The 17056-nt window shown below is 36.5% G+C and carries 23 protein-coding genes and 1 tRNA gene; 2 read left to right on the top strand and 22 right to left on the bottom strand.

Features of this window, described 5'->3' with window-relative positions; all coding sequences use genetic code 11:
• Positions 1 to 112: 112 nt before the first annotated feature.
• The 4 genes from ACFQ32_RS01450 to ACFQ32_RS01435 all read right to left on the bottom strand — a co-directional run bounded on the left by ACFQ32_RS01450 (position 113) and on the right by ACFQ32_RS01435 (position 2996).
• Positions 113 to 1258 carry a cation:proton antiporter gene (locus tag ACFQ32_RS01450; protein WP_244885262.1) on the bottom strand — a complete coding sequence of 382 codons (1146 nt, stop codon included), beginning with the start codon at positions 1256 to 1258 and terminating at the stop codon, positions 113 to 115.
• Between the two features lie 156 nt (positions 1259 to 1414).
• On the bottom strand, positions 1415 to 1738 hold the full coding sequence (locus ACFQ32_RS01445) for an AzlD domain-containing protein (RefSeq protein ID WP_084619550.1): 324 nt from the start codon (positions 1736 to 1738) through the stop codon (positions 1415 to 1417).
• Positions 1725 to 2432, bottom strand: a complete 708-nt coding sequence (locus tag ACFQ32_RS01440; protein ID WP_046324930.1) for an AzlC family ABC transporter permease — start codon at positions 2430 to 2432, stop codon at positions 1725 to 1727. Before ACFQ32_RS01440 ends, ACFQ32_RS01445 begins: the two co-directional genes overlap by 14 nt.
• Positions 2433 to 2588: 156 nt before the next feature.
• Complete coding sequence (locus ACFQ32_RS01435) at positions 2589 to 2996, bottom strand: carboxymuconolactone decarboxylase family protein (RefSeq protein ID WP_046324931.1); 408 nt, start codon at positions 2994 to 2996, stop codon at positions 2589 to 2591.
• A gap of 158 nt (positions 2997 to 3154) precedes the next feature.
• On the opposite strand from ACFQ32_RS01435, the gene ACFQ32_RS01430 reads away from it, so the two are divergent.
• Complete coding sequence (locus ACFQ32_RS01430) at positions 3155 to 3523, top strand: MerR family transcriptional regulator (protein WP_046324932.1); 369 nt, start codon at positions 3155 to 3157, stop codon at positions 3521 to 3523.
• A gap of 113 nt (positions 3524 to 3636) precedes the next feature.
• Here ACFQ32_RS01430 and ACFQ32_RS01425 read toward each other — a convergent pair whose 3' ends face one another.
• Complete coding sequence (locus tag ACFQ32_RS01425; RefSeq protein ID WP_046324933.1) at positions 3637 to 3960, bottom strand: AzlD domain-containing protein; 324 nt, start codon at positions 3958 to 3960, stop codon at positions 3637 to 3639.
• A complete protein-coding gene (locus ACFQ32_RS01420; RefSeq protein ID WP_046324934.1) occupies positions 3947 to 4654 on the bottom strand; it encodes an AzlC family ABC transporter permease in 708 nt (235 codons plus the stop codon). The genes ACFQ32_RS01425 and ACFQ32_RS01420 overlap by 14 nt, the downstream gene beginning before the upstream one ends.
• A gap of 212 nt (positions 4655 to 4866) precedes the next feature.
• Here ACFQ32_RS01420 and ACFQ32_RS01415 point away from each other — a divergent pair.
• A tRNA-Ser gene (locus ACFQ32_RS01415) sits at positions 4867 to 4956 on the top strand.
• Between the two features lie 113 nt (positions 4957 to 5069).
• Here the strand turns inward: ACFQ32_RS01415 and ACFQ32_RS01410 are convergent.
• From ACFQ32_RS01410 to ACFQ32_RS01335, 16 genes are all read right to left on the bottom strand, one after another.
• A complete protein-coding gene (locus tag ACFQ32_RS01410) occupies positions 5070 to 5453 on the bottom strand; it encodes a PH domain-containing protein (protein WP_046324935.1) in 384 nt (127 codons plus the stop codon).
• A gap of 135 nt (positions 5454 to 5588) precedes the next feature.
• Positions 5589 to 6386, bottom strand: coding sequence for an N-acetylmuramoyl-L-alanine amidase (locus ACFQ32_RS01405; RefSeq protein ID WP_052724645.1), 798 nt, complete (start codon positions 6384 to 6386; stop codon positions 5589 to 5591).
• Positions 6373 to 6693: a phage holin, LLH family gene (locus ACFQ32_RS01400; protein ID WP_046324936.1), complete on the bottom strand. Its 321-nt coding sequence runs from the start codon at positions 6691 to 6693 to the stop codon at positions 6373 to 6375. The genes ACFQ32_RS01405 and ACFQ32_RS01400 overlap by 14 nt, the downstream gene beginning before the upstream one ends.
• Positions 6694 to 6722: 29 nt before the next feature.
• Positions 6723 to 6953, bottom strand: coding sequence for a hypothetical protein (locus ACFQ32_RS01395; protein ID WP_046324937.1), 231 nt, complete (start codon positions 6951 to 6953; stop codon positions 6723 to 6725).
• 12 nt (positions 6954 to 6965) lie between these two features.
• On the bottom strand, positions 6966 to 7349 hold the full coding sequence (locus tag ACFQ32_RS01390; RefSeq protein WP_046324938.1) for a hypothetical protein: 384 nt from the start codon (positions 7347 to 7349) through the stop codon (positions 6966 to 6968).
• Positions 7327 to 7485, bottom strand: a complete 159-nt coding sequence (locus ACFQ32_RS01385) for an XkdX family protein (protein WP_167334239.1) — start codon at positions 7483 to 7485, stop codon at positions 7327 to 7329. The genes ACFQ32_RS01390 and ACFQ32_RS01385 overlap by 23 nt, the downstream gene beginning before the upstream one ends.
• Entirely contained in the window at positions 7475 to 7942 is a 468-nt protein-coding gene (locus tag ACFQ32_RS01380) for a hypothetical protein (protein WP_046324939.1), read from the bottom strand. Before ACFQ32_RS01380 ends, ACFQ32_RS01385 begins: the two co-directional genes overlap by 11 nt.
• Positions 7943 to 7954: 12 nt before the next feature.
• Positions 7955 to 8347 carry a hypothetical protein gene (locus ACFQ32_RS01375; protein ID WP_046324940.1) on the bottom strand — a complete coding sequence of 131 codons (393 nt, stop codon included), beginning with the start codon at positions 8345 to 8347 and terminating at the stop codon, positions 7955 to 7957.
• A gap of 15 nt (positions 8348 to 8362) precedes the next feature.
• On the bottom strand, positions 8363 to 9625 hold the full coding sequence (locus ACFQ32_RS01370; protein WP_052724646.1) for a BppU family phage baseplate upper protein: 1263 nt from the start codon (positions 9623 to 9625) through the stop codon (positions 8363 to 8365).
• Positions 9606 to 9794: a hypothetical protein gene (locus ACFQ32_RS01365; protein ID WP_046324941.1), complete on the bottom strand. Its 189-nt coding sequence runs from the start codon at positions 9792 to 9794 to the stop codon at positions 9606 to 9608. The genes ACFQ32_RS01370 and ACFQ32_RS01365 overlap by 20 nt, the downstream gene beginning before the upstream one ends.
• Complete coding sequence (locus ACFQ32_RS01360) at positions 9791 to 11647, bottom strand: phage tail spike protein (RefSeq protein ID WP_052724647.1); 1857 nt, start codon at positions 11645 to 11647, stop codon at positions 9791 to 9793. The genes ACFQ32_RS01365 and ACFQ32_RS01360 overlap by 4 nt, the downstream gene beginning before the upstream one ends.
• On the bottom strand, positions 11644 to 12453 hold the full coding sequence (locus tag ACFQ32_RS01355; RefSeq protein WP_046324942.1) for a distal tail protein Dit: 810 nt from the start codon (positions 12451 to 12453) through the stop codon (positions 11644 to 11646). Before ACFQ32_RS01355 ends, ACFQ32_RS01360 begins: the two co-directional genes overlap by 4 nt.
• Positions 12453 to 15638, bottom strand: a complete 3186-nt coding sequence (locus ACFQ32_RS01350) for a phage tail tape measure protein (protein WP_046324943.1) — start codon at positions 15636 to 15638, stop codon at positions 12453 to 12455. Before ACFQ32_RS01350 ends, ACFQ32_RS01355 begins: the two co-directional genes overlap by 1 nt.
• A gap of 2 nt (positions 15639 to 15640) precedes the next feature.
• Positions 15641 to 15970, bottom strand: coding sequence for a hypothetical protein (locus tag ACFQ32_RS01345; protein ID WP_046325215.1), 330 nt, complete (start codon positions 15968 to 15970; stop codon positions 15641 to 15643).
• A gap of 86 nt (positions 15971 to 16056) precedes the next feature.
• Positions 16057 to 16419, bottom strand: coding sequence for a tail assembly chaperone (locus tag ACFQ32_RS01340; protein WP_046324944.1), 363 nt, complete (start codon positions 16417 to 16419; stop codon positions 16057 to 16059).
• A gap of 22 nt (positions 16420 to 16441) precedes the next feature.
• Entirely contained in the window at positions 16442 to 17053 is a 612-nt protein-coding gene (locus tag ACFQ32_RS01335; protein WP_046324945.1) for a phage major tail protein, TP901-1 family, read from the bottom strand.
• Positions 17054 to 17056 lie beyond the last annotated feature (3 nt).

Below are 17056 nucleotides of genomic sequence, written 5' to 3'. Positions count from 1 at the left end.
ATGAAAAAAACATGTTTTCCATATTATCATAACTTTTAAGCAATTTTAAGAGATTTGACTAGATGGCCAGGCAAATGATTATAGCCTTAGTAATTGGTATTTTGGAGCTTCATTATTTCTTAGCCATTTTTGATATTGACCATTTTAGGAGAAAAGGCGAGACTACAGTGGTCATAATGATTGCTCCGATTACAGTTGAATAAGCCGCAGGTGCAAGTAAATGGTTGGTTAAGCCCATTTGCGCAACCACAAGAGCCATTTCACCGCGCGAAACCATTCCGGTTCCCACCAGTAATGCACTAGAATTACTAAAACCAGCAATTTTGGCTCCTAAACCAGCTCCCACCAATTTGGAAAAAACACTGCCAATTACTAAGACAAAAAACAAAATAAAGTCATTTAAAATACCTTTAATACTCATGTTTAAGCCAATACTAACAAAAAAGATGGGAATAAAGCTGCTGTAGCCAATTACCGTAAAATTCTTTTTGAGAGTTTTTTGCGCTGAAGTACGATTCAATGCCAGTCCGGCAAAAAAGGCTCCAATCACGTTACTAAGACCCACCTTTTCAGCTCCCCAAGAAGCCAATACTACAATAATCATTGCCACTAATGTCTCCGGGACCGGCAGTGTCAGACGCTGACTTAAATTTATCAAACGGGGTATAACGTAAACACTAACAAAAACTAAAAGTATCAGGAATGCTGCTTGGGTCAGTAGGCTTAGAATTAAATCTTTACCCTTATTTGAGCCGGGTTCAGATACACCCGTTAGTCCGCTAACAATGCTCAAAAGTATTATTGAGAGCAAATCATCTGCTACTGCTGCGCCCAGAATTGTCATGCCCTCTTTTCCTTCTAAGCGCCCCATTTCCTGCAGAACCGCAACTGAAATCGAAACGGAGGTGGCTGAAAACGTTAAGCCTAAAAATAAACTTTTCGCTTGTGAAAATGCGAAAATAATGCCAGTGACATAAGCAATAATGATTGGTACAATCATGCCAAATCCAGCCACCAATACACTGGGACGCAGTAACTTATTCAAAGTTTTCAGATCACTGTCAAGGCCAGCCAAAAACATTAAAAAAATCACACCAATATCGGAGAATACTTTTATAATTTCTGTAGGTTGCACAAGATTAAGAACTGCAGGACCAACTATTATTCCAGCCAGCAATTCACCAACAACTGCCGGCAATTTTAATCTGGCACTAAATTGTCCTCCAATTAACGTGGCTAATAAAATAACGCTCAGCATACCTAAAAACCTCATTTGCACTCCCACTTTCTCCAGCAAAAAAAGGCCTTCACAAATTGCTTTGGCAACCCAAACCAAAGAACAATTCTTGAAAGCCTTAAACTCCAACCAAAATATTTATAATATTAATATTCTACCATTTTTAACTTAAATTTTCTAAATTAAGCGTAGGACTGTTAAAGATATTATGCCTACAATTACAATCACTAGCAAAGATTTACTAATAATTGCTGCTACCACAGTTGGTACCGAAGCAATTAAAAAATCTACTCTTACCTTGGGTAATTGTCCTGGTTGAGCTATGAATAAATTGCAAAACCACATAGTTGACATTATGACAATTGGCACAAATGATAAAAACTCAATTACCACTTTTGGTAAAGAAAATTTTTTTAATAGAAAAAAAGGCAGTACCCGGGATAACCAAGTTGCAATTCCACAACCGATAATTGTTAAATATATATAGTTAGAAGAAGACACGTTTTATTACCATCCCTAATGTACATCCGATAAGCGTAACAACAATAATAACTAAATTTGCGGGCAAAAATATCGTTAAACCGTATGTTAACGCCAATGTCAATAAAACTACTATTGCTTGCAGCAGCTTATTTAGATTTTTATCACCCTTTATTTGCAAATATAATAACCCAATAAACATTGCCACATTTGCAAAATCTAGTCCTAATTTTTGGGGATTTTTAATAAAATTGCCCAGCACCGCACCGATCATTGTTGCACTAACCCAGGCTGCATAAGAAATGATATTTTCGGTATTAAACCAGGTAAAATTCATTTTCCCGTTTGTATAATTAATTTTATTCATAGCTAAAGCAAAGCTTTCATCAGTTAAAAGCGTACCAATTAAAACGCCCTTACCCAAACTATCTTTTTTAAAATAGGGCACAACAGTCGTACTCATTAAAATCATTCTTGAGTTGACCATAAATGCGGCAAAAATAATTGAACCTATTGGACTACCCACCGCCAGCATACTAACAGTAATAAATTCTGCCGAGCCAGCGTACATAATAAGCGACATTAAAATTACAGTAATAGTCGAAAAACCAGTGGCTCGACCGATCACGCCAAAAGCAGTTGCAATTCCCAGATAACCACAAACAGTTGGAATAGTATCAGACACAGCAGCACGTTTTGATAATGAACTTCCCATATAACACTTTCTTTAATCATTAATACAAAATATTAATTAACCTAAATTCAAATATTCTGGTCTTTAATGCTAAAAAAGCGCATTCGTTTACATTTTAAAGGTCTGAAATTAAAAAACTAGCGTACTTGTTAACAGCAACTAGTTTTTATCATAACTTTATTCACTCTTATGAGACTTAGTGAAATCAATTCCGCGGTCTTTAAATACTTGTTTTGCAACAGTAATCGCATTCAGGACTTTAGGAAATCCGACATAGGGAATAGTTTGAATAAAAGTTTCAATTATTTCTTCAGGAGTTAAGCCAACATTTAAGGCGCCATTAATATGAACATTCAATTGTGGTTCAGTGTCACCTTGCGTCAACAAAGTTGTGATAGTAATCATTTCTCTTTGCTTCAAATCTAAAACTTTCCGGTCATAGATGTCACCGAAAGCAAATTCAATAATATAGCGGCCCACATCTTCTGATAAGCCAGCAAGTGAATCAATAACTGACTGCCCTCCTTCCCTGTCCACTTTCTCTAAATTTTCCAGACCCTTTTGATAGCGTTCATCGTTTGTCATAGTTTTCTCCTTTTCATTTTGTTTTCTGATATTTAACAAGTTTCAGAATAATTGCTGGAGTATAGTCCATGTCAACTACTTTTCAAAAAATTTTGAAGTAATAAAATATGACGATATACTATTTATTGAAGTCAAAATTATTTTTGAAAGGAAATTAGATGAAGTATTCAATTGGTCAATTTTCAGAACTTAGTGGTTTTTCAATTGACACATTACGCTATTATGAAAAGCAAAAATTACTTTTCCCGAAGCGAGATGAGAACAATCGCCGGGTTTATAGCGAAAAAGATGTAGCTTGGATCAGTTTTATCTCACGCTTAAAAAAGACAGGCATGAGCATTAGAGAAATGCAAAAATATGCCAAATTACGTTATGCGGGCGATCAAACTATCCCCGAAAGATTAGTTTTATTATTTAATCAATTAGATAATCTACATGAAGAAGAAAAGAAAATTGAAGATAATATTGAGTTTGTAGAACAAAAAATCAAAACCTACCTCAAGACAATTGGAGACTTAAAGGAATAAGAGTGGGATTTTCATGAATTTCAATCTTATCTTATTTAGCTAATTTAGAAATAAAAATATGGCCTCCGAAATTGTCTTAATTTCGGGGGATCATATAGTCTTATAATCTGTTTTTAAATTAAACGTAGAACCGCTAGGGAAATCATTCCCACTATCACAATGACTAATAGAGACTTACTAATGACTGCAGCTACAAAGGTTGGCAGAGATGCCAGGACATACTGCCAATTAAATTCAGGCAAATGACCCGGCCTAGCGATAATTAAATTACTAAACCAGAGTGCAGCCATAATTACTATGGGAACAAAAGAAAGAAATTCAACCAACTTTGGCGGCAATGAGAATTTTTTCAATAAAACAAATGGTATCACTCTTGAAAGCAAAGTGGTCACTCCGCACAAAACAATCGTTATTAAGATATATTTAGAAGAAGACATGTTTGAGCACCATTCCTAAACTGCAGCCGATCAAAGTAACAACTATTACTACTAAATTAGCGGGCAAAACAATTGTCAATAAGTAGGTCAGCGCAAAAGATATTAATATTACAATTATCTGTAATATCTTATTAAGATTTTTGTCACCCAGCACTTGCAAATAAAGTAGACCGATAAACATTGCTACAATGGCAAAATCCAGTCCTAACTTTTTAGGATCTGTAATAAAGCCGCCCAATATAGCACCGAGAAGTGTTCCAGCTTGCCAAGTCAAATAGGAAATAATATTGACAGTATTAAACCAGGTAAAGTTTAATTTACCATTGGTGTAATTTATTTTATTCATACTAAGAGCAAAACTCTCATCGGTGAGGAAAGTTCCAATCAAAATATTTCTTTTTAAATTTTCTTGTTTTAAATAGCCTGCGACAGTTGTGCTCATCAGGATTACTCGTGAATTTACTAAAAAAGCCGCTAATACAATTGAGGCTATAGGGCTGCCGGCAACCAGCATATTGAGAGTTGTCAGCTGAACCGATCCAGCGTAAATAATAAGGGACATTAAAGATACTTCGATGGTAGAAAAGCCACTTGCCTTACCAATAATTCCAAAAGCTGTACTAATACCAATGTAGCCAAATATAGTAGGAAGTGCTTCTTTAATTGCTGCTTTTTTAGTTAGGTAACCGTCCATTGCTGCGCCTCTTTTCTGCAAGCTGTCTAAATAAAATATTAATTAAGTTAATTTTAAATTAATTTGTAGCTTAACATTTATTATTATTTTTTACAACATTATCTTTTTCATTGCACGATAATTAAAAATGCAGAATACTGACTATTACCAAGTTTTATGGATAAACAACAAGTTGAAAAAAATTTTAGATAAGGTATAATGTTATTCGTTACGGAGAGTTGGCAGAGTGGTAATGCACCGGACTCGAAATCCGGCGAACCAAGTTTTTCCTTGGCGCGCAGGTTCAAATCCTGTACTCTCCTTAAATTAAGTTAAAAAGCTTGTAATATCAGATATTACAAGCTTTTATTATTGTTCCGCACGGCATTCACACGGCATAAAAATAATAAAGAGCATTTTAGGAAATTGCTCTTTATTATTTCAAAATTTCAATTGGTTTTACTCCCTGCTCAACACGCTTTGTATTAGCAATGTTTCTCAGACGAATAGAAACCTCATTTGCATTTCTTATATATGGGAGTGTTTTCACCGTTCTGTCGGTATATGTAACATAGATATAGCCTCCGCTAAATATGTTTTCTCTTGAAGAAATGTTTTTAATACGATAAAGGTCAATGTTTTCTTGTCTTTTATTAATCAAACCATGTTTATAAACAACTACTCCAGCTTGATTGTCTAAATAATAATCTGTAGTGTAAATATCAATTAATTTTGGAATAGCTAAAATAAAAGCAGTAATCCAACTCCAACACAGTGTAGGTACTATGGCACGCCAATCTTTCTCATAACTAATATTCATAATTATTTTCCTTCTTAAATTTAAAATACTTAATTCAATTATCTGCTTTATACATACACTTTTCAACTTAATTATAATTAAGTTTACATCAAAATAAACCACCTGGAATTCAATCCAAGTGGCTTATTTGATATATTATTTAAATTTTCCCATTGATTTGCCGTACTTATCCTTGCCCACAATATAGCCATAACCGTTAGCGCGTGGCTGTCTAAGCCATAGTCGCTTAGGACCTTGCAGTACTGCGTCATATTTAATAGCACTGCCCTTTGGCAATTTAGCAAAAGCTGGTGAGCTAATATGTGGTGAGGTATGCAGTTTGAGAGCTTTTTCTAAAATAAAGGTACCAGGCTTTTTAATCCAACCTGATTTTTTGCTGGCACTTTTAGCTGGCTTGCTTGCTGCAGGTGCTGTGCCACCTACACCGTGAGCAATGTCGTGTGCGAACTGTGCCTTGCTAATACCGATACTAGATAGATAGCCGTAAGGATCACTATGGTCAGTATTGCCTAAATGTTGAGTGATCCAGTTATGAGTCTTAACCCCACGCTTGGACGCTGTATCTAGTGTCAATGGAATGCCGTATTTCTTAGCATATTCACGGATCAGGCTGATATAGTTACGGTAGGCTTTCTTTGCTCGTGATTTATTGGTAAATTCGCACAGCTCAATTTGCATTGGTGAAAGTTGGTTACCGTAATAACCACATCCCCACGCTACATAGCCTAAGCCACCTACCAGATAGCACTCTTTATCATCAACAACTAAATGGACGTAAGTTTGTGCGGTGTTAATGCCAGCCTTCATATTGTGGGCAATAGCCCACGCTTCACCGTTTGTCGTGGCCGTTGAGTGAGCCACAATAATATTTCTTTTAGCGAGTGTTGAGGCACCCTCATTAGCGGATAATGCGTACTTTTTATTTAGCTTCATTTTTAACCCCTTCTTGGTAAGCCTTCTCAACCATTCCTTCAGCTGTTTCTTTAGTTATCTTCGCTTTAGATGCCTTTGCTTGAGCAAGCAAAGCGTCAGTTGCTGCCTGCTTCTTCTCTGCTCCAGAAAAATTGGTATGCGTTGCTTGTTGCGTAACAATATATTGCGCCACGTCATACAGCCACTTCATCTTGTCTGCAAATGCAGGATTGTGCTGTTTAGCGTATTGATAGACAGCAACAATACCAACAGCTAATAAGACAATGTATGGTAATAATGAGTTCAATAGATTAATAATTTGCGTCATTTTTTATTCCTTTCAACAAAAAAAGAACACTAAATAGTGTCCTCTAACTTCTTTTTTAATTTTTCGTACTTATCCTGTATTTCCAGTCTTTTTTTACGTTCATAAAGATAATCCTGTTTAAAATTATCTCTTTCAACCTTTAGGTTCTTAATAATGTCGTCTGTGTCCTCTTTATGAGATGTATGAGTAACGGCTAAAAAGGTAGCAGCTGCTTCAAATAAAGTTCCTAGTACATAGATTAGAGTACTCACATCATGCACGCTACCACCTCTCTAACTTTGATATATACAATATAGGCACAATATTGAAATTACTGTTTCACCTATAACTGTTAAATCCATACGATACTCACCAGCTCCAAAAGCGTGTCCTAACTGTATGCCGATTAAAAACCACATTGTCCAAGCACCAACAATTAAAATAAACATACGCCAACCCCTATGTTTTTTAGTAAATAGAGAATCAAGCATAATTAAAAGACCTAGTATTATTATTGCTAGGTCTAATCTTTTATCGTTCATAAACAAGGTCCATTCTGGTGGCCAGAAAAAATAGTTTCTGTTCATTAGTAGAACTGAACCAATTGCAGCAATGGCTACACCTGCTATAGTCTGGTCATGGTTATCGTTAATATTACTTGACAACTGGTGCAACATAATTATCACCTGTTATATCTGTGTAATCTTTATCAGTTAGCCAGCCTAGTTGTACAAAATAAGCTACATCGGAATTAACATAAATTTTAGACTGATAAAACTGAGTTACTAATATCTTGTATATATTATTGAACATTGGTACTGCCCCCATCCAGTGTGCTATCGGTAGCATTAGCTTTAGGACTAGTAGCAGCACCGAGTAGCTTCAGCATTTGAGCCTGTCCATTAGCTAGATTTGACAATGCATTTTTGAGGTCTTTATTCTCACTTTGAACCATAACATTGTTTTGCCGAACACTTTCAATCGTTTTTTCAACACTAGCTAAACGGCTACTAGTACTAGCATTATCGTTATCAATCCACACATGCTTGATCTTGTCCCATTTGGGTCTAATAAAGTCAGCTGGTGGTGCTTCTACGATTATTGGATAGAAATTAGTTTCATGTTTTTGGAACAATAAAATAGGCTCACAATCGATTTCATTGTTCGAAATAAAACCCATTTGAGCCCATAAACCACTTTGATCTAATATTTTCTGTTTTTCAGCCATCTTATCTTGCCAGCTGGCCTGGTTTGTAGTTTTTTCTGTCATTTTAAAATCTCCTTAAATACAATTAATTAGTTTTAATTTTTCATAAGTCTCTGGCGTAAACAAATATATCCAGCCACCACTATTAAATTTGTCTATTGTAAAAAATATATTATTAGCATCAATGTATTTGGAATATACAATTTCGGCGTCAGAATGGTAATTTTTCAGAATTTGTGCCGGTGTTCCAGCAAAAATTTTGGATGCATTTGCAATAAGAAATGAGTTTACATATATATTAATACCAGTATCAGGTTGACTCATAGTTAACTGAAATCGATTGTATTGAGGGTTATAAAAATATTCATAAAACTCTGTTCCAACAGGTATATAATAGTCGTTATTTATATCCTTAAACCTGTTGCCATTTAGGAAAAGATTGTTTACTTCTTGATCATTTATTTTCATAATAACATCCCCTTACTAAGGTGTACCAGTTAATATTTGCGGATTGGCTGCTGAATATTTCTGGCCATCTGCCAAGGTATCGGCATAGTGATATGCTACCTTCGATTTTTGCTCTTCCATCTCATTTTGCAAAGTAGTAATGTCCTGCTGCATTTTTGAGACGTCCGGAATTGCAATAGCAATGTTACCCTTATCATCCGGACTAACATTGTTAACAGTTAATGGACGTTTGTTAATATCGTTCTTCAAAGTATTATGGGAAGCTTCAGCATCTTCTTTGGTTTCTAAGCCAGAAAGATCAGGTTTAGGAATATCAATATTAGCCACGCCCTTATCATCTGGACTAATTGGCGTACCACCATTAACACTGATCTGCTTTAATGTGCCAGCATTTTTAAGCTTTTCATCAATCGTTGTTTTATCATAGAATTTTTCTAAATCTTCTTTTAGCGCATATTTGGTAAAGTCAACACCTTTGATTTTATCAACAGCATCCATGGCAGAATCGATTGCTGATTTTAAATCAGCTTGATTTTGTTCAGCGGCAGTTAGTTCGTCTGTTATTGTCTTAATTCGTTCTTCAAAATCTTTTACAGCTGAGTCTTTCCATTCATCGTAATTGGATCGATAACTTACTAATTCATCATCGAATTTTTGATTAAGTGTACTAAGAAGCTCATTATATTTACTCTGATATTCAGCAAATTGGTTAATCATAAGATTTAGCTGGCTTTCAAATTGTTGTCTAGCTTCATTTAAACGATTAATTGCTTCTTGCTTAACTTCATTACTTGAATCAGTCATTTGATTGATCGAAACTTTAGCATTTTCGATATATTCTTCAAACTTTTTTTGCAGTCTTTCTAATGCTGAAACATAGCTGACAGATCGTTCTTCATCGGTAAACTTAGCTTCAACTTGATAACTAAACTTTGTGGTAGAAGCAACAATATTATTGATATTATCTTTAACATAAAAATAACAGGGTACTGAACCCGTTTTTTGTGTTACCTCATCTGGTAACAAGAAATACCAAATATTGTCTTGTTCTGTAAATCTTTCTGGTTCGTTTTCTACTTCTATTATTTGACCATCAGGCTTAGTTGCACTAAAACAGAGATTTTCTGCCTTTACTTCATATTCATTCCACGCATTTGTTAACCTAAAGGGCTGACGATAACCTTTGTCACCTTGATACATTAGTTTTGCAGGAGCTACCCAGCTCTGCATTTTTTGAACATCAAGGTTCAAAATCGGGTTATTGGGATTTTCTACCATCTGTTTCACTTCCCTTCAACTTATTTTGTAATTCTTTTAATTGCTTTTTAGTATCTGCCAGTTCTCTACTCTGCTTTTGATAAGCCACACGGAGAGCAGCCAATATTTCAATCTTATCTCTAATAATTGCAGCCATTTCGTCGGCTAAAACTTCAAATTCATCACTCATTTTAACGAACTCGCTTTCACATATGAAGAAATGTTATTTGCCGTTATTACTGTGCTGTCACCAATTCTAGCAACATTTGGCCCGATTGAGGTTACATGGTAGCCATCACTAATCATTATCTGTCCCGAGGACAGCATAGATTCATAATTCATTGACTTGACCCAAACAGCTCTACCCCCATCATTAGGCCACAAATTACCAGGTGGATTAGTGCCGATACTTACTGTCATAGAGCCACCTGGTGTGGTTGATACAAGAGAACCGTTCATTTGTAAAGCGTCAATTTCCATTGCACGTACTCGAATACCATCAATCATATCAGCTGCTATTTTACCCTTTGTGATCGCACTATAAGCACCGTTAGGACCAATAAATTCAAGGCCATTTCCATTCATTCGCATGTATGACCCATCATAATTCTCAGCAGTAAATTCTTGAATGTTTTCAGGATTGTAAGGGTCTCGACGCAACTTGATTGGACCTGAACCAGTAGATTCAATTTCATTGCGAATTTGTTCAAAATCAGCGTCTAATTCTTCTGCCCGATTATTAACATCTTCAATTCTTAAATTGGTAATATTAAGTTTATGCATCAGGTCAGCTTGTAGTTTTTCCCGTTCTTCACCCTCGACTTGTAATGATTGGTGTAATTCACCATATAGTGATAGATTCTTTTTATCTGACTCTTGAATGTGTTGGTCGGCTGTTTCAACAGCCTGAGTTATATTGTTCGAAATTTCCTGTTCCCTATCAACCTCTGCTTTGACTGTAAGGTTTCCAATGTCGACTTCTGTGTTACTGTTATCAATCAAGTCACGTACAATCTTGATAACTCTGGACTTAATAGTAAAACGTTGAGGTGTAAATGAAACTGCTGTTACCACATCTCCCAGGTTAAGATTACCAGCTTTCGCAACGGTCGTTTGCACCTCAATCTGTGGATTACACAGAGTTAGCAATTCTTGATATGTTTTTCTGAGCAACTCATTTTTATCTTTTTCATTTTGAAACTCCAAAACCGTCATCCGAGGCTGTCTGTTTCCTTTATTATCAATCCACCCCCACTTTTGAGTTGCTTCTGGAATTTCGACATAGAGCTGGCCCAATGGTTTATCTACTGGATCACCTTTTTGTTTTGACCATTCAAGATCATCGAATTCTATTGACCGCGAATAACCACCGGTATCATTACCTGCTTCGTCTTGATTTTCTACACCTGCACCACGTCCAACGGCTGCTGTATAAAGTTTACGCTGATCTTGAACATATTTAAAAGAGGTTACGTTTCTGCCTTGTACCAGCCGAGTAGTAGTTTCCTGGCCAATAGTGTCATAAACATGACAAACTTTCTTTTCTATCTTATTTCCAGATACTTGATATCTGAACTGAACCTCTATTCCCCAAGTTTTCTCAACTTTATTAAGAGCATTTTTACGACTACAACGGTAGAAATTAGTCGATCCATTTACGTTTTTGGCATGAAGTTCATAAGTCCAAGTTGATCCGTTAAAAATTGCATCAAGCGTATCTTTTAAAGTAGCATTATTAAACCGCCTGTCTTTAATAAAAAATTGAACATCCAAATCATCGCTGGCACTCTCAATTGCTGTCACGTAGATTATTCTATCTTCGTAACTTGGTCGCTCAATTTTAAATAATCGATAGTCATTAGTTTGTTTAACCGGAACGCCTATATACATCGTTTTGTCAATATCAATTACATTCTGCTTGTTTTTAGGAAGTGAAAATTGAAGTTCATCATAAACGTTGATTTCTTCAGCAATATTAGCGCTAAGAGCTTCCGTTTTAATAGCAAAGAGATTTTCATGATTGTCATATAATAATAATTTCAAAGTTCTTTCCTCCTCAATTGCAGAGTTAGATTAGAACTGTTTGAACAAGTAATGACACTGCCTTGTTTAACCGCAAAGTTTTCAAAATCACTATTTAAATTCAGTAAATCCAACCGATTAACTGAATTTAACAGTATTTGTGCATCCCCGGTAAAATCAATCGTTACTTTGTCCCCGACAGAGAAACTGCCCGTTAGCGAAATGGTCTGTTCAAAGTTAGTAATTTCTAAGTGATTGTTTGCCGATTTTATTGTTAGCTCAATTTTATCCGGCACCGTCGGATAATAAGCTGGTTCATTAATCCTAATCGATTGTCTGCCGCGATAAATGGTCTTGTTTTTAAGTCTTTTAAACGGATCAAGGAGCGTGATGGTAAATTCACTGTTAACAACATTAGTTCCTGGATTAGGATTAGTTGCACCGGAAAGGGTACCAACATATTCAAATTGTGGATCATCAAAGAAATAGAAATGCATTTGTTTTGGGCTCAACAAATAATTAAGCCTAGCAAACTTCTCCCTATATTCTTGATCTGAACTAGCAATTAATTGGTATTTAATTGTTAATTCACGCTTAGGGAGATCAGCACCTAAAAACAATTCACCATCGTAACCAGAAACGGCTTGAGAAGATACAGAATAAGGCATTAATTCACGACCAGTTACGTTTAATGTTTGGTAACCATCAATTTGATCTTCAATTGGAACGCCCACATCATCAGTTTCAATAAACATTGCTTCGGGTGGTAAATAAGCAGAATCACCTCGCTCATTTATTCCTAACCCAGTAAATTGATATTGTTTCATTAAAGCCTCCTCTGTCTCAAAACACTGTGTTCATCTTGCTTTTTACTAATATCATTGACAAACACTTCATAATCATGATTGCCTAAAGATAAATTAATGTATGCAGGCTGATTCTTTACATTAATTTGTTGGTCAAATGATCCAGTTAAAACCGATTGCGCATTATGATTTAAAGCACTGATTTGGTTGTTAAAAGCATTAGGATCTATCTCCGGCACAGCACTGCTGGCCATAGCAGCTGCAGCTTTGACAGCTAACCCAGTATTCTGAGAAATACCCTTAGCCATACCTGCTACAAAGTAATAACCAACTTCATCACGCATTACACGTGAAGGAGAGTTAATACTTAAAGCACTTTTGGCGGCATTGATTGCTCTCCTAGCCATGTTTCTTGCAGCATTGATCAAATTACCTACAGCATTACCAATACCTTTAATCATCCCATTAACAAAATCTTCACCTACGCTTACCATTCCCTCAACAGTTGACTTAACTCTGTCAACTGCAGTAGTTACTGTCGACTTGATTTTGTTCCAAGTGCTGGTGGTAGTTGTCTTAATGGTGTTCCATACGTTTGTCACTGTTGACTTGATTCCATTAACTACAGTGGTCACAACTGACTTAGCTCCATTTATTGCGGTTGTAATCACGGATTTGATTGTATTCCAGACTGTCGAAGTTACCGATTTGATTGCATTCCAGACTGAAGTCACGACAGACTTGATTCCATTGACTACTGTAGTAATAACTGATTTTACCGCTTTGATTGCGGTGGTGATTACAGACTTAATACCGTTCCAAACGGTTGTAGTGACTGTTTTGACCGCATTCCAAACGGTTGTCCATACTGTCTTGATTACATTAACGACGGTAGTAACTACTGTCTTGACTGCATTAATAGCTGTTGTAATTATTGCTTTAATGCCGTTCCAAATGGTCGTAGCAACAGACTTGACAGTATTCCAAGTGGCTTTCCAAAGGGCAACAATTGTGGTTAGTATCGTACTAATAATCTGGGCAATGACTTGAATTCCAGTCCTAATAACTGTCTGAATAGTGGTTATAATTGAGGTTATTGTCGTTACTAATCCTGTAATTGTAGAAACAATAACATTAACAATTTGCACAACTATACCAGTTATAACTGCAACAATCGGTGTCAGAAATGTAATTATTTTCGTAACGGCTTGAATAATGAAAGTAATGACCGGTGTCAACACAGTTATTATTGAGCTGATAATTTTAACAATATTACCAATGATGTTGCCTAGCGCTTGCCATACTCCTAGAGCACTGCCCATTTTAATAAAATTCTTTATTACGTTACCAATAACAGAAACAATTCCGTCAAAAGCAGTTTTAACAATTTTAACTGCGTTGCCAATAATCGACCAAACGCTCTGCATGGCCCCTACCTGTTGGAAGCCTGAGATTACGCCTTTAATGGCCGATACAATTGATTTAATTACCCCAACTACAGTTGAAATTGCCGCTTTAGTCGAATTAAACACACTTTGTGCCGTTGAGCCCACTGCACTCCAATTAATTGAGCTAATGGCCGGTTGCAAAAATGAGGTTAAATTATTAACGACAGTTTTGATATACGTACTAACGCTAGTAAAACCTGTCAGTGCACCCTGAGCAATCGGCTGCCAGTTAATACTGTTAATAGCATTACCTAGTGTGTCACCAATAGTGGTTGCAATATTTCCCAACTGCGTGCCTAAGGTCGATAGTGCACTGCCTGCCGACTTTAAAGTAGGACCAAATACACTGCTGAAAACATTAATTACGTTTTGAATGGCATCGCGTAGTGTCGCACTCTTGTTATAGATTGCGACAAATGCTGTGCCTAAGGCAACTACTGCAGCAATTGCTATTCCAGCAGGTGAAGCAATTGCCTTTAAAGCTGAACCAATATTCTTGAGATTAATAAAAAAAGTACCTAAAGCCGTCATTATTGGTCCAATTATTGGACTAAGGCCAACAAAGCTTCTAATAACACTAGCAATGCTGTCATTAGATTCTGTAGCCCAATCTAGCGTCTTATTAATCATGTCTAAAAGAGAGCCATTGACTCCTCCAGCTGCGGCCATTGCTTTGTTACGCAACGCCTCCCAGTTACCTCCAACTTGTTCAATTTTTGAACCAATGTTTTGCTGCATTTCGTTAGCTTGATCACTTAGAAAGACTGTTGCCTTGGCAGTTGAGCTTGCAACTTTATCTTGCTCGGCAGAATATGCATCCCATGATACTTTGGCATCATTAGACTTATTCTTTACAGCCTGAAGCAGTGGTAAAATCGCTTGCATTCCGGCAGTCCCAAAGATTGATTTTAGTGCAGCTGTTTTTTGTGCATCACCCATCTTGTTCGTTGCATCTGCAACTTCAAGTAAAATTTGCTTAAATGGCTTCATCCTATCGTGATTATCGGTAAAGGTAATCCCTAAATGATTCATTGCCTTCTGGGCAACCGCAGATGGTGCCATCATTTGTAATAGAGCGTGGTTCAAATCCATTGAAGCCTGAGCTGCACTAAATCCACGGTTAGTTAACAATCCAATTGCTTCAGAGATAGTTCCCATACTAATTCTGGCTTGGCCAGCAGTACCGCCAACCGTTGCTAAGGCTTGACCCATGTCTTCAATTGATGCGTTTGAAGCATTAGCTGTTTGAACTAGAATTGCAGCAGCTTGCTGCGGTGACTTGAGACTGCTGCCCCAAATATTCATCGCTTGTTGAACTACTCCAGCAGTCGCTGTCAAATCAGCGCCTGCCGCTGTTGCTGCTTGCGAAATAGCAGGAAAAAGTTTAATAATTTCTTTAACTGAAGCACCATTTCTTGCCATTTCAACCATTGCATCTGATGCTTCTTGTGCACTTATTGGTAACACTGCACCCATGTGATTAGCAACTTCAGCTAATTTGTTAATGTCTTTTGCAGTTCCACCTGCAACGACCGCAGCTTTATTTAGGGAAGCTTCAAAATCACCAAAAGATTTTAGCGACTTAATTCCCATAGCAGTAGTTGCTCCGCCAACTATAGTCATAGCCTTACCAGTCGCTTCAAGATTTTTTTGAACTTGTGAGCCAAATTTTTTTACTGCATCTAAACTCTTATCTAATGTTGAAGTAAAACCTTTATCAACCGCTGTAATAATAGCCTTAACCGTATAATCTGCCATTTTTAACCTCCTTTCTTTTTAATTAATCCTTGATTCCAAAATTGTTCAAATTCAGCTTGCCGTTTAGCAAAAATGCGTGCTCGTTCTTCGACTATAGGAATTGAGGATTGAGACTGATAGTTAGGTTCAAATTCAGTTCTAATTTTGTCAACAGCCTTCTTATAGTCAAACAAATCCGTTATTCTTCTATATCTTGGCTTAGGATGACTAGCACTACCGGTTGTACTTTTGACCATTTGATTAAACCAGGCCTGCTGTGCAATCTCGTTCATCTTCTCAGCCTGTTTTAGCTTGTAGGCTTCCATTCTGATTTCATACTCAGCAATTGTCATCTGATAGATATCAAATAGATCATGAAAGCCCAAATAAGCAAGTGCATTAAGCACTATTTGGTAATACTTATCTTCAAAATCCAGGTTTATTCTGAAATTCTGTCTGTTTCCGGCAGACTCGCTTTTAAATTTTTCATACTACTCCGGGTCACATTGGATTTTTGCAATTCAATTAATACATCATGGAAAAGCTGTTCAATATTAGTATCTTTTTCTAAAAACTCATCAACTTGAGCTTGAGTTGGCCTCTCATTATTTACCCATAAGGCATAATAAAGTACTTCAGAAAGGGTCGCGGCATTCCTTGAAATTAAGCCCGGAACAACAGAATTCAAACCAAAGCCAATTTTTATTCCCTTTTCTTCAATATAATGAACAGCATCTAATTTGCGCAAGAACATAATTCCAAAATTTAATTTATAGGTCTTTTCGTTGATTTTAATTTCCATCTTTTATTCTCCCAGCTCTAAATTATTCTTTATTATTTCCTGGCATTTGATTTGACTCATTTGCTGAAACATCATCAGAACCTGCACCAGTATCAGTATCTTGCCACTCAGTTCCGCCACCGTTCTTGTTTGAATCATCAATTGTCTCAAGACCACGGAACACGTAATCAACCTCTGCTTGTGCTTTTTCCGGTAGGGTTAACCAGCCAAATTTAGGTGTACCGTCAATCGTAAAGGTAACATCACGAGTAGAGTTGTCATCTGGATCGTTGTCATTGCTGTCTTCAGTAACAGTGCCACGCATATAAATAGCGTAATACTTACCTTCATCATTTCTGCGCTTACGGTAGACAATCCACGTTTCTACCTTCTTATTTTTAAAAAGAGAAGTATAGAGGTCATCTGAAATTTTCGAAATATTATTAACAAATTCAACCTCAAGATTTGTTTCAAGTGAACTTGTAGTTGCAACATTACCTGACTTTGTAGCAGTGCTATCCGAATCACGTTGAGGATCAAAAGATAAGGAGGTTTGATAGGGAATCAATCTCCCTTCCTCTTTGCCTGCATTTTCTAGTAAACGTGCAAAAAGCAAAGTGTCAATTCCTTGCAATACCTGAATTTCATCTGTCATTTT

Origin of the sequence: Lactobacillus melliventris (assembly GCF_042679465.1) — a bacterium.
Lineage (GTDB): Bacteria > Bacillota > Bacilli > Lactobacillales > Lactobacillaceae > Lactobacillus > Lactobacillus melliventris.
Note: the sequence above shows the minus strand (reverse complement) of the source record. Positions and strands in the feature narration are given on the sequence as shown.

Excerpts from the sequence above, each read along its gene's own strand:
- ACFQ32_RS01450 (WP_244885262.1), bottom strand. The coding sequence starts at position 1,258 with ATGCTGAGCGTTATTTTATTAGCCACGTTAATTGGAGGACAATTTAGT.
- ACFQ32_RS01440 (WP_046324930.1), bottom strand. The coding sequence starts at position 2,432 with ATGGGAAGTTCATTATCAAAACGTGCTGCTGTGTCTGATACTATTCCA.
- ACFQ32_RS01435 (WP_046324931.1), bottom strand. The coding sequence starts at position 2,996 with ATGACAAACGATGAACGCTATCAAAAGGGTCTGGAAAATTTAGAGAAA.
- ACFQ32_RS01430 (WP_046324932.1), top strand. The coding sequence starts at position 3,155 with ATGAAGTATTCAATTGGTCAATTTTCAGAACTTAGTGGTTTTTCAATT.
- ACFQ32_RS01425 (WP_046324933.1), bottom strand. The coding sequence starts at position 3,960 with ATGTCTTCTTCTAAATATATCTTAATAACGATTGTTTTGTGCGGAGTG.
- ACFQ32_RS01420 (WP_046324934.1), bottom strand. The coding sequence starts at position 4,654 with ATGGACGGTTACCTAACTAAAAAAGCAGCAATTAAAGAAGCACTTCCT.
- ACFQ32_RS01410 (WP_046324935.1), bottom strand. The coding sequence starts at position 5,453 with ATGAATATTAGTTATGAGAAAGATTGGCGTGCCATAGTACCTACACTG.
- ACFQ32_RS01405 (WP_052724645.1), bottom strand. The coding sequence starts at position 6,386 with ATGAAGCTAAATAAAAAGTACGCATTATCCGCTAATGAGGGTGCCTCA.
- ACFQ32_RS01400 (WP_046324936.1), bottom strand. The coding sequence starts at position 6,693 with ATGACGCAAATTATTAATCTATTGAACTCATTATTACCATACATTGTC.
- ACFQ32_RS01390 (WP_046324938.1), bottom strand. The coding sequence starts at position 7,349 with ATGTTGCACCAGTTGTCAAGTAATATTAACGATAACCATGACCAGACT.
- ACFQ32_RS01385 (WP_167334239.1), bottom strand. The coding sequence starts at position 7,485 with ATGTTCAATAATATATACAAGATATTAGTAACTCAGTTTTATCAGTCT.
- ACFQ32_RS01380 (WP_046324939.1), bottom strand. The coding sequence starts at position 7,942 with ATGACAGAAAAAACTACAAACCAGGCCAGCTGGCAAGATAAGATGGCT.
- ACFQ32_RS01375 (WP_046324940.1), bottom strand. The coding sequence starts at position 8,347 with ATGAAAATAAATGATCAAGAAGTAAACAATCTTTTCCTAAATGGCAAC.
- ACFQ32_RS01370 (WP_052724646.1), bottom strand. The coding sequence starts at position 9,625 with ATGGTAGAAAATCCCAATAACCCGATTTTGAACCTTGATGTTCAAAAA.
- ACFQ32_RS01365 (WP_046324941.1), bottom strand. The coding sequence starts at position 9,794 with ATGAGTGATGAATTTGAAGTTTTAGCCGACGAAATGGCTGCAATTATT.
- ACFQ32_RS01355 (WP_046324942.1), bottom strand. The coding sequence starts at position 12,453 with ATGAAACAATATCAATTTACTGGGTTAGGAATAAATGAGCGAGGTGAT.
- ACFQ32_RS01350 (WP_046324943.1), bottom strand. The coding sequence starts at position 15,638 with ATGGCAGATTATACGGTTAAGGCTATTATTACAGCGGTTGATAAAGGT.
- ACFQ32_RS01345 (WP_046325215.1), bottom strand. The coding sequence starts at position 15,970 with ATGACAATTGCTGAGTATGAAATCAGAATGGAAGCCTACAAGCTAAAA.
- ACFQ32_RS01340 (WP_046324944.1), bottom strand. The coding sequence starts at position 16,419 with ATGGAAATTAAAATCAACGAAAAGACCTATAAATTAAATTTTGGAATT.
- ACFQ32_RS01335 (WP_046324945.1), bottom strand. The coding sequence starts at position 17,053 with ATGACAGATGAAATTCAGGTATTGCAAGGAATTGACACTTTGCTTTTT.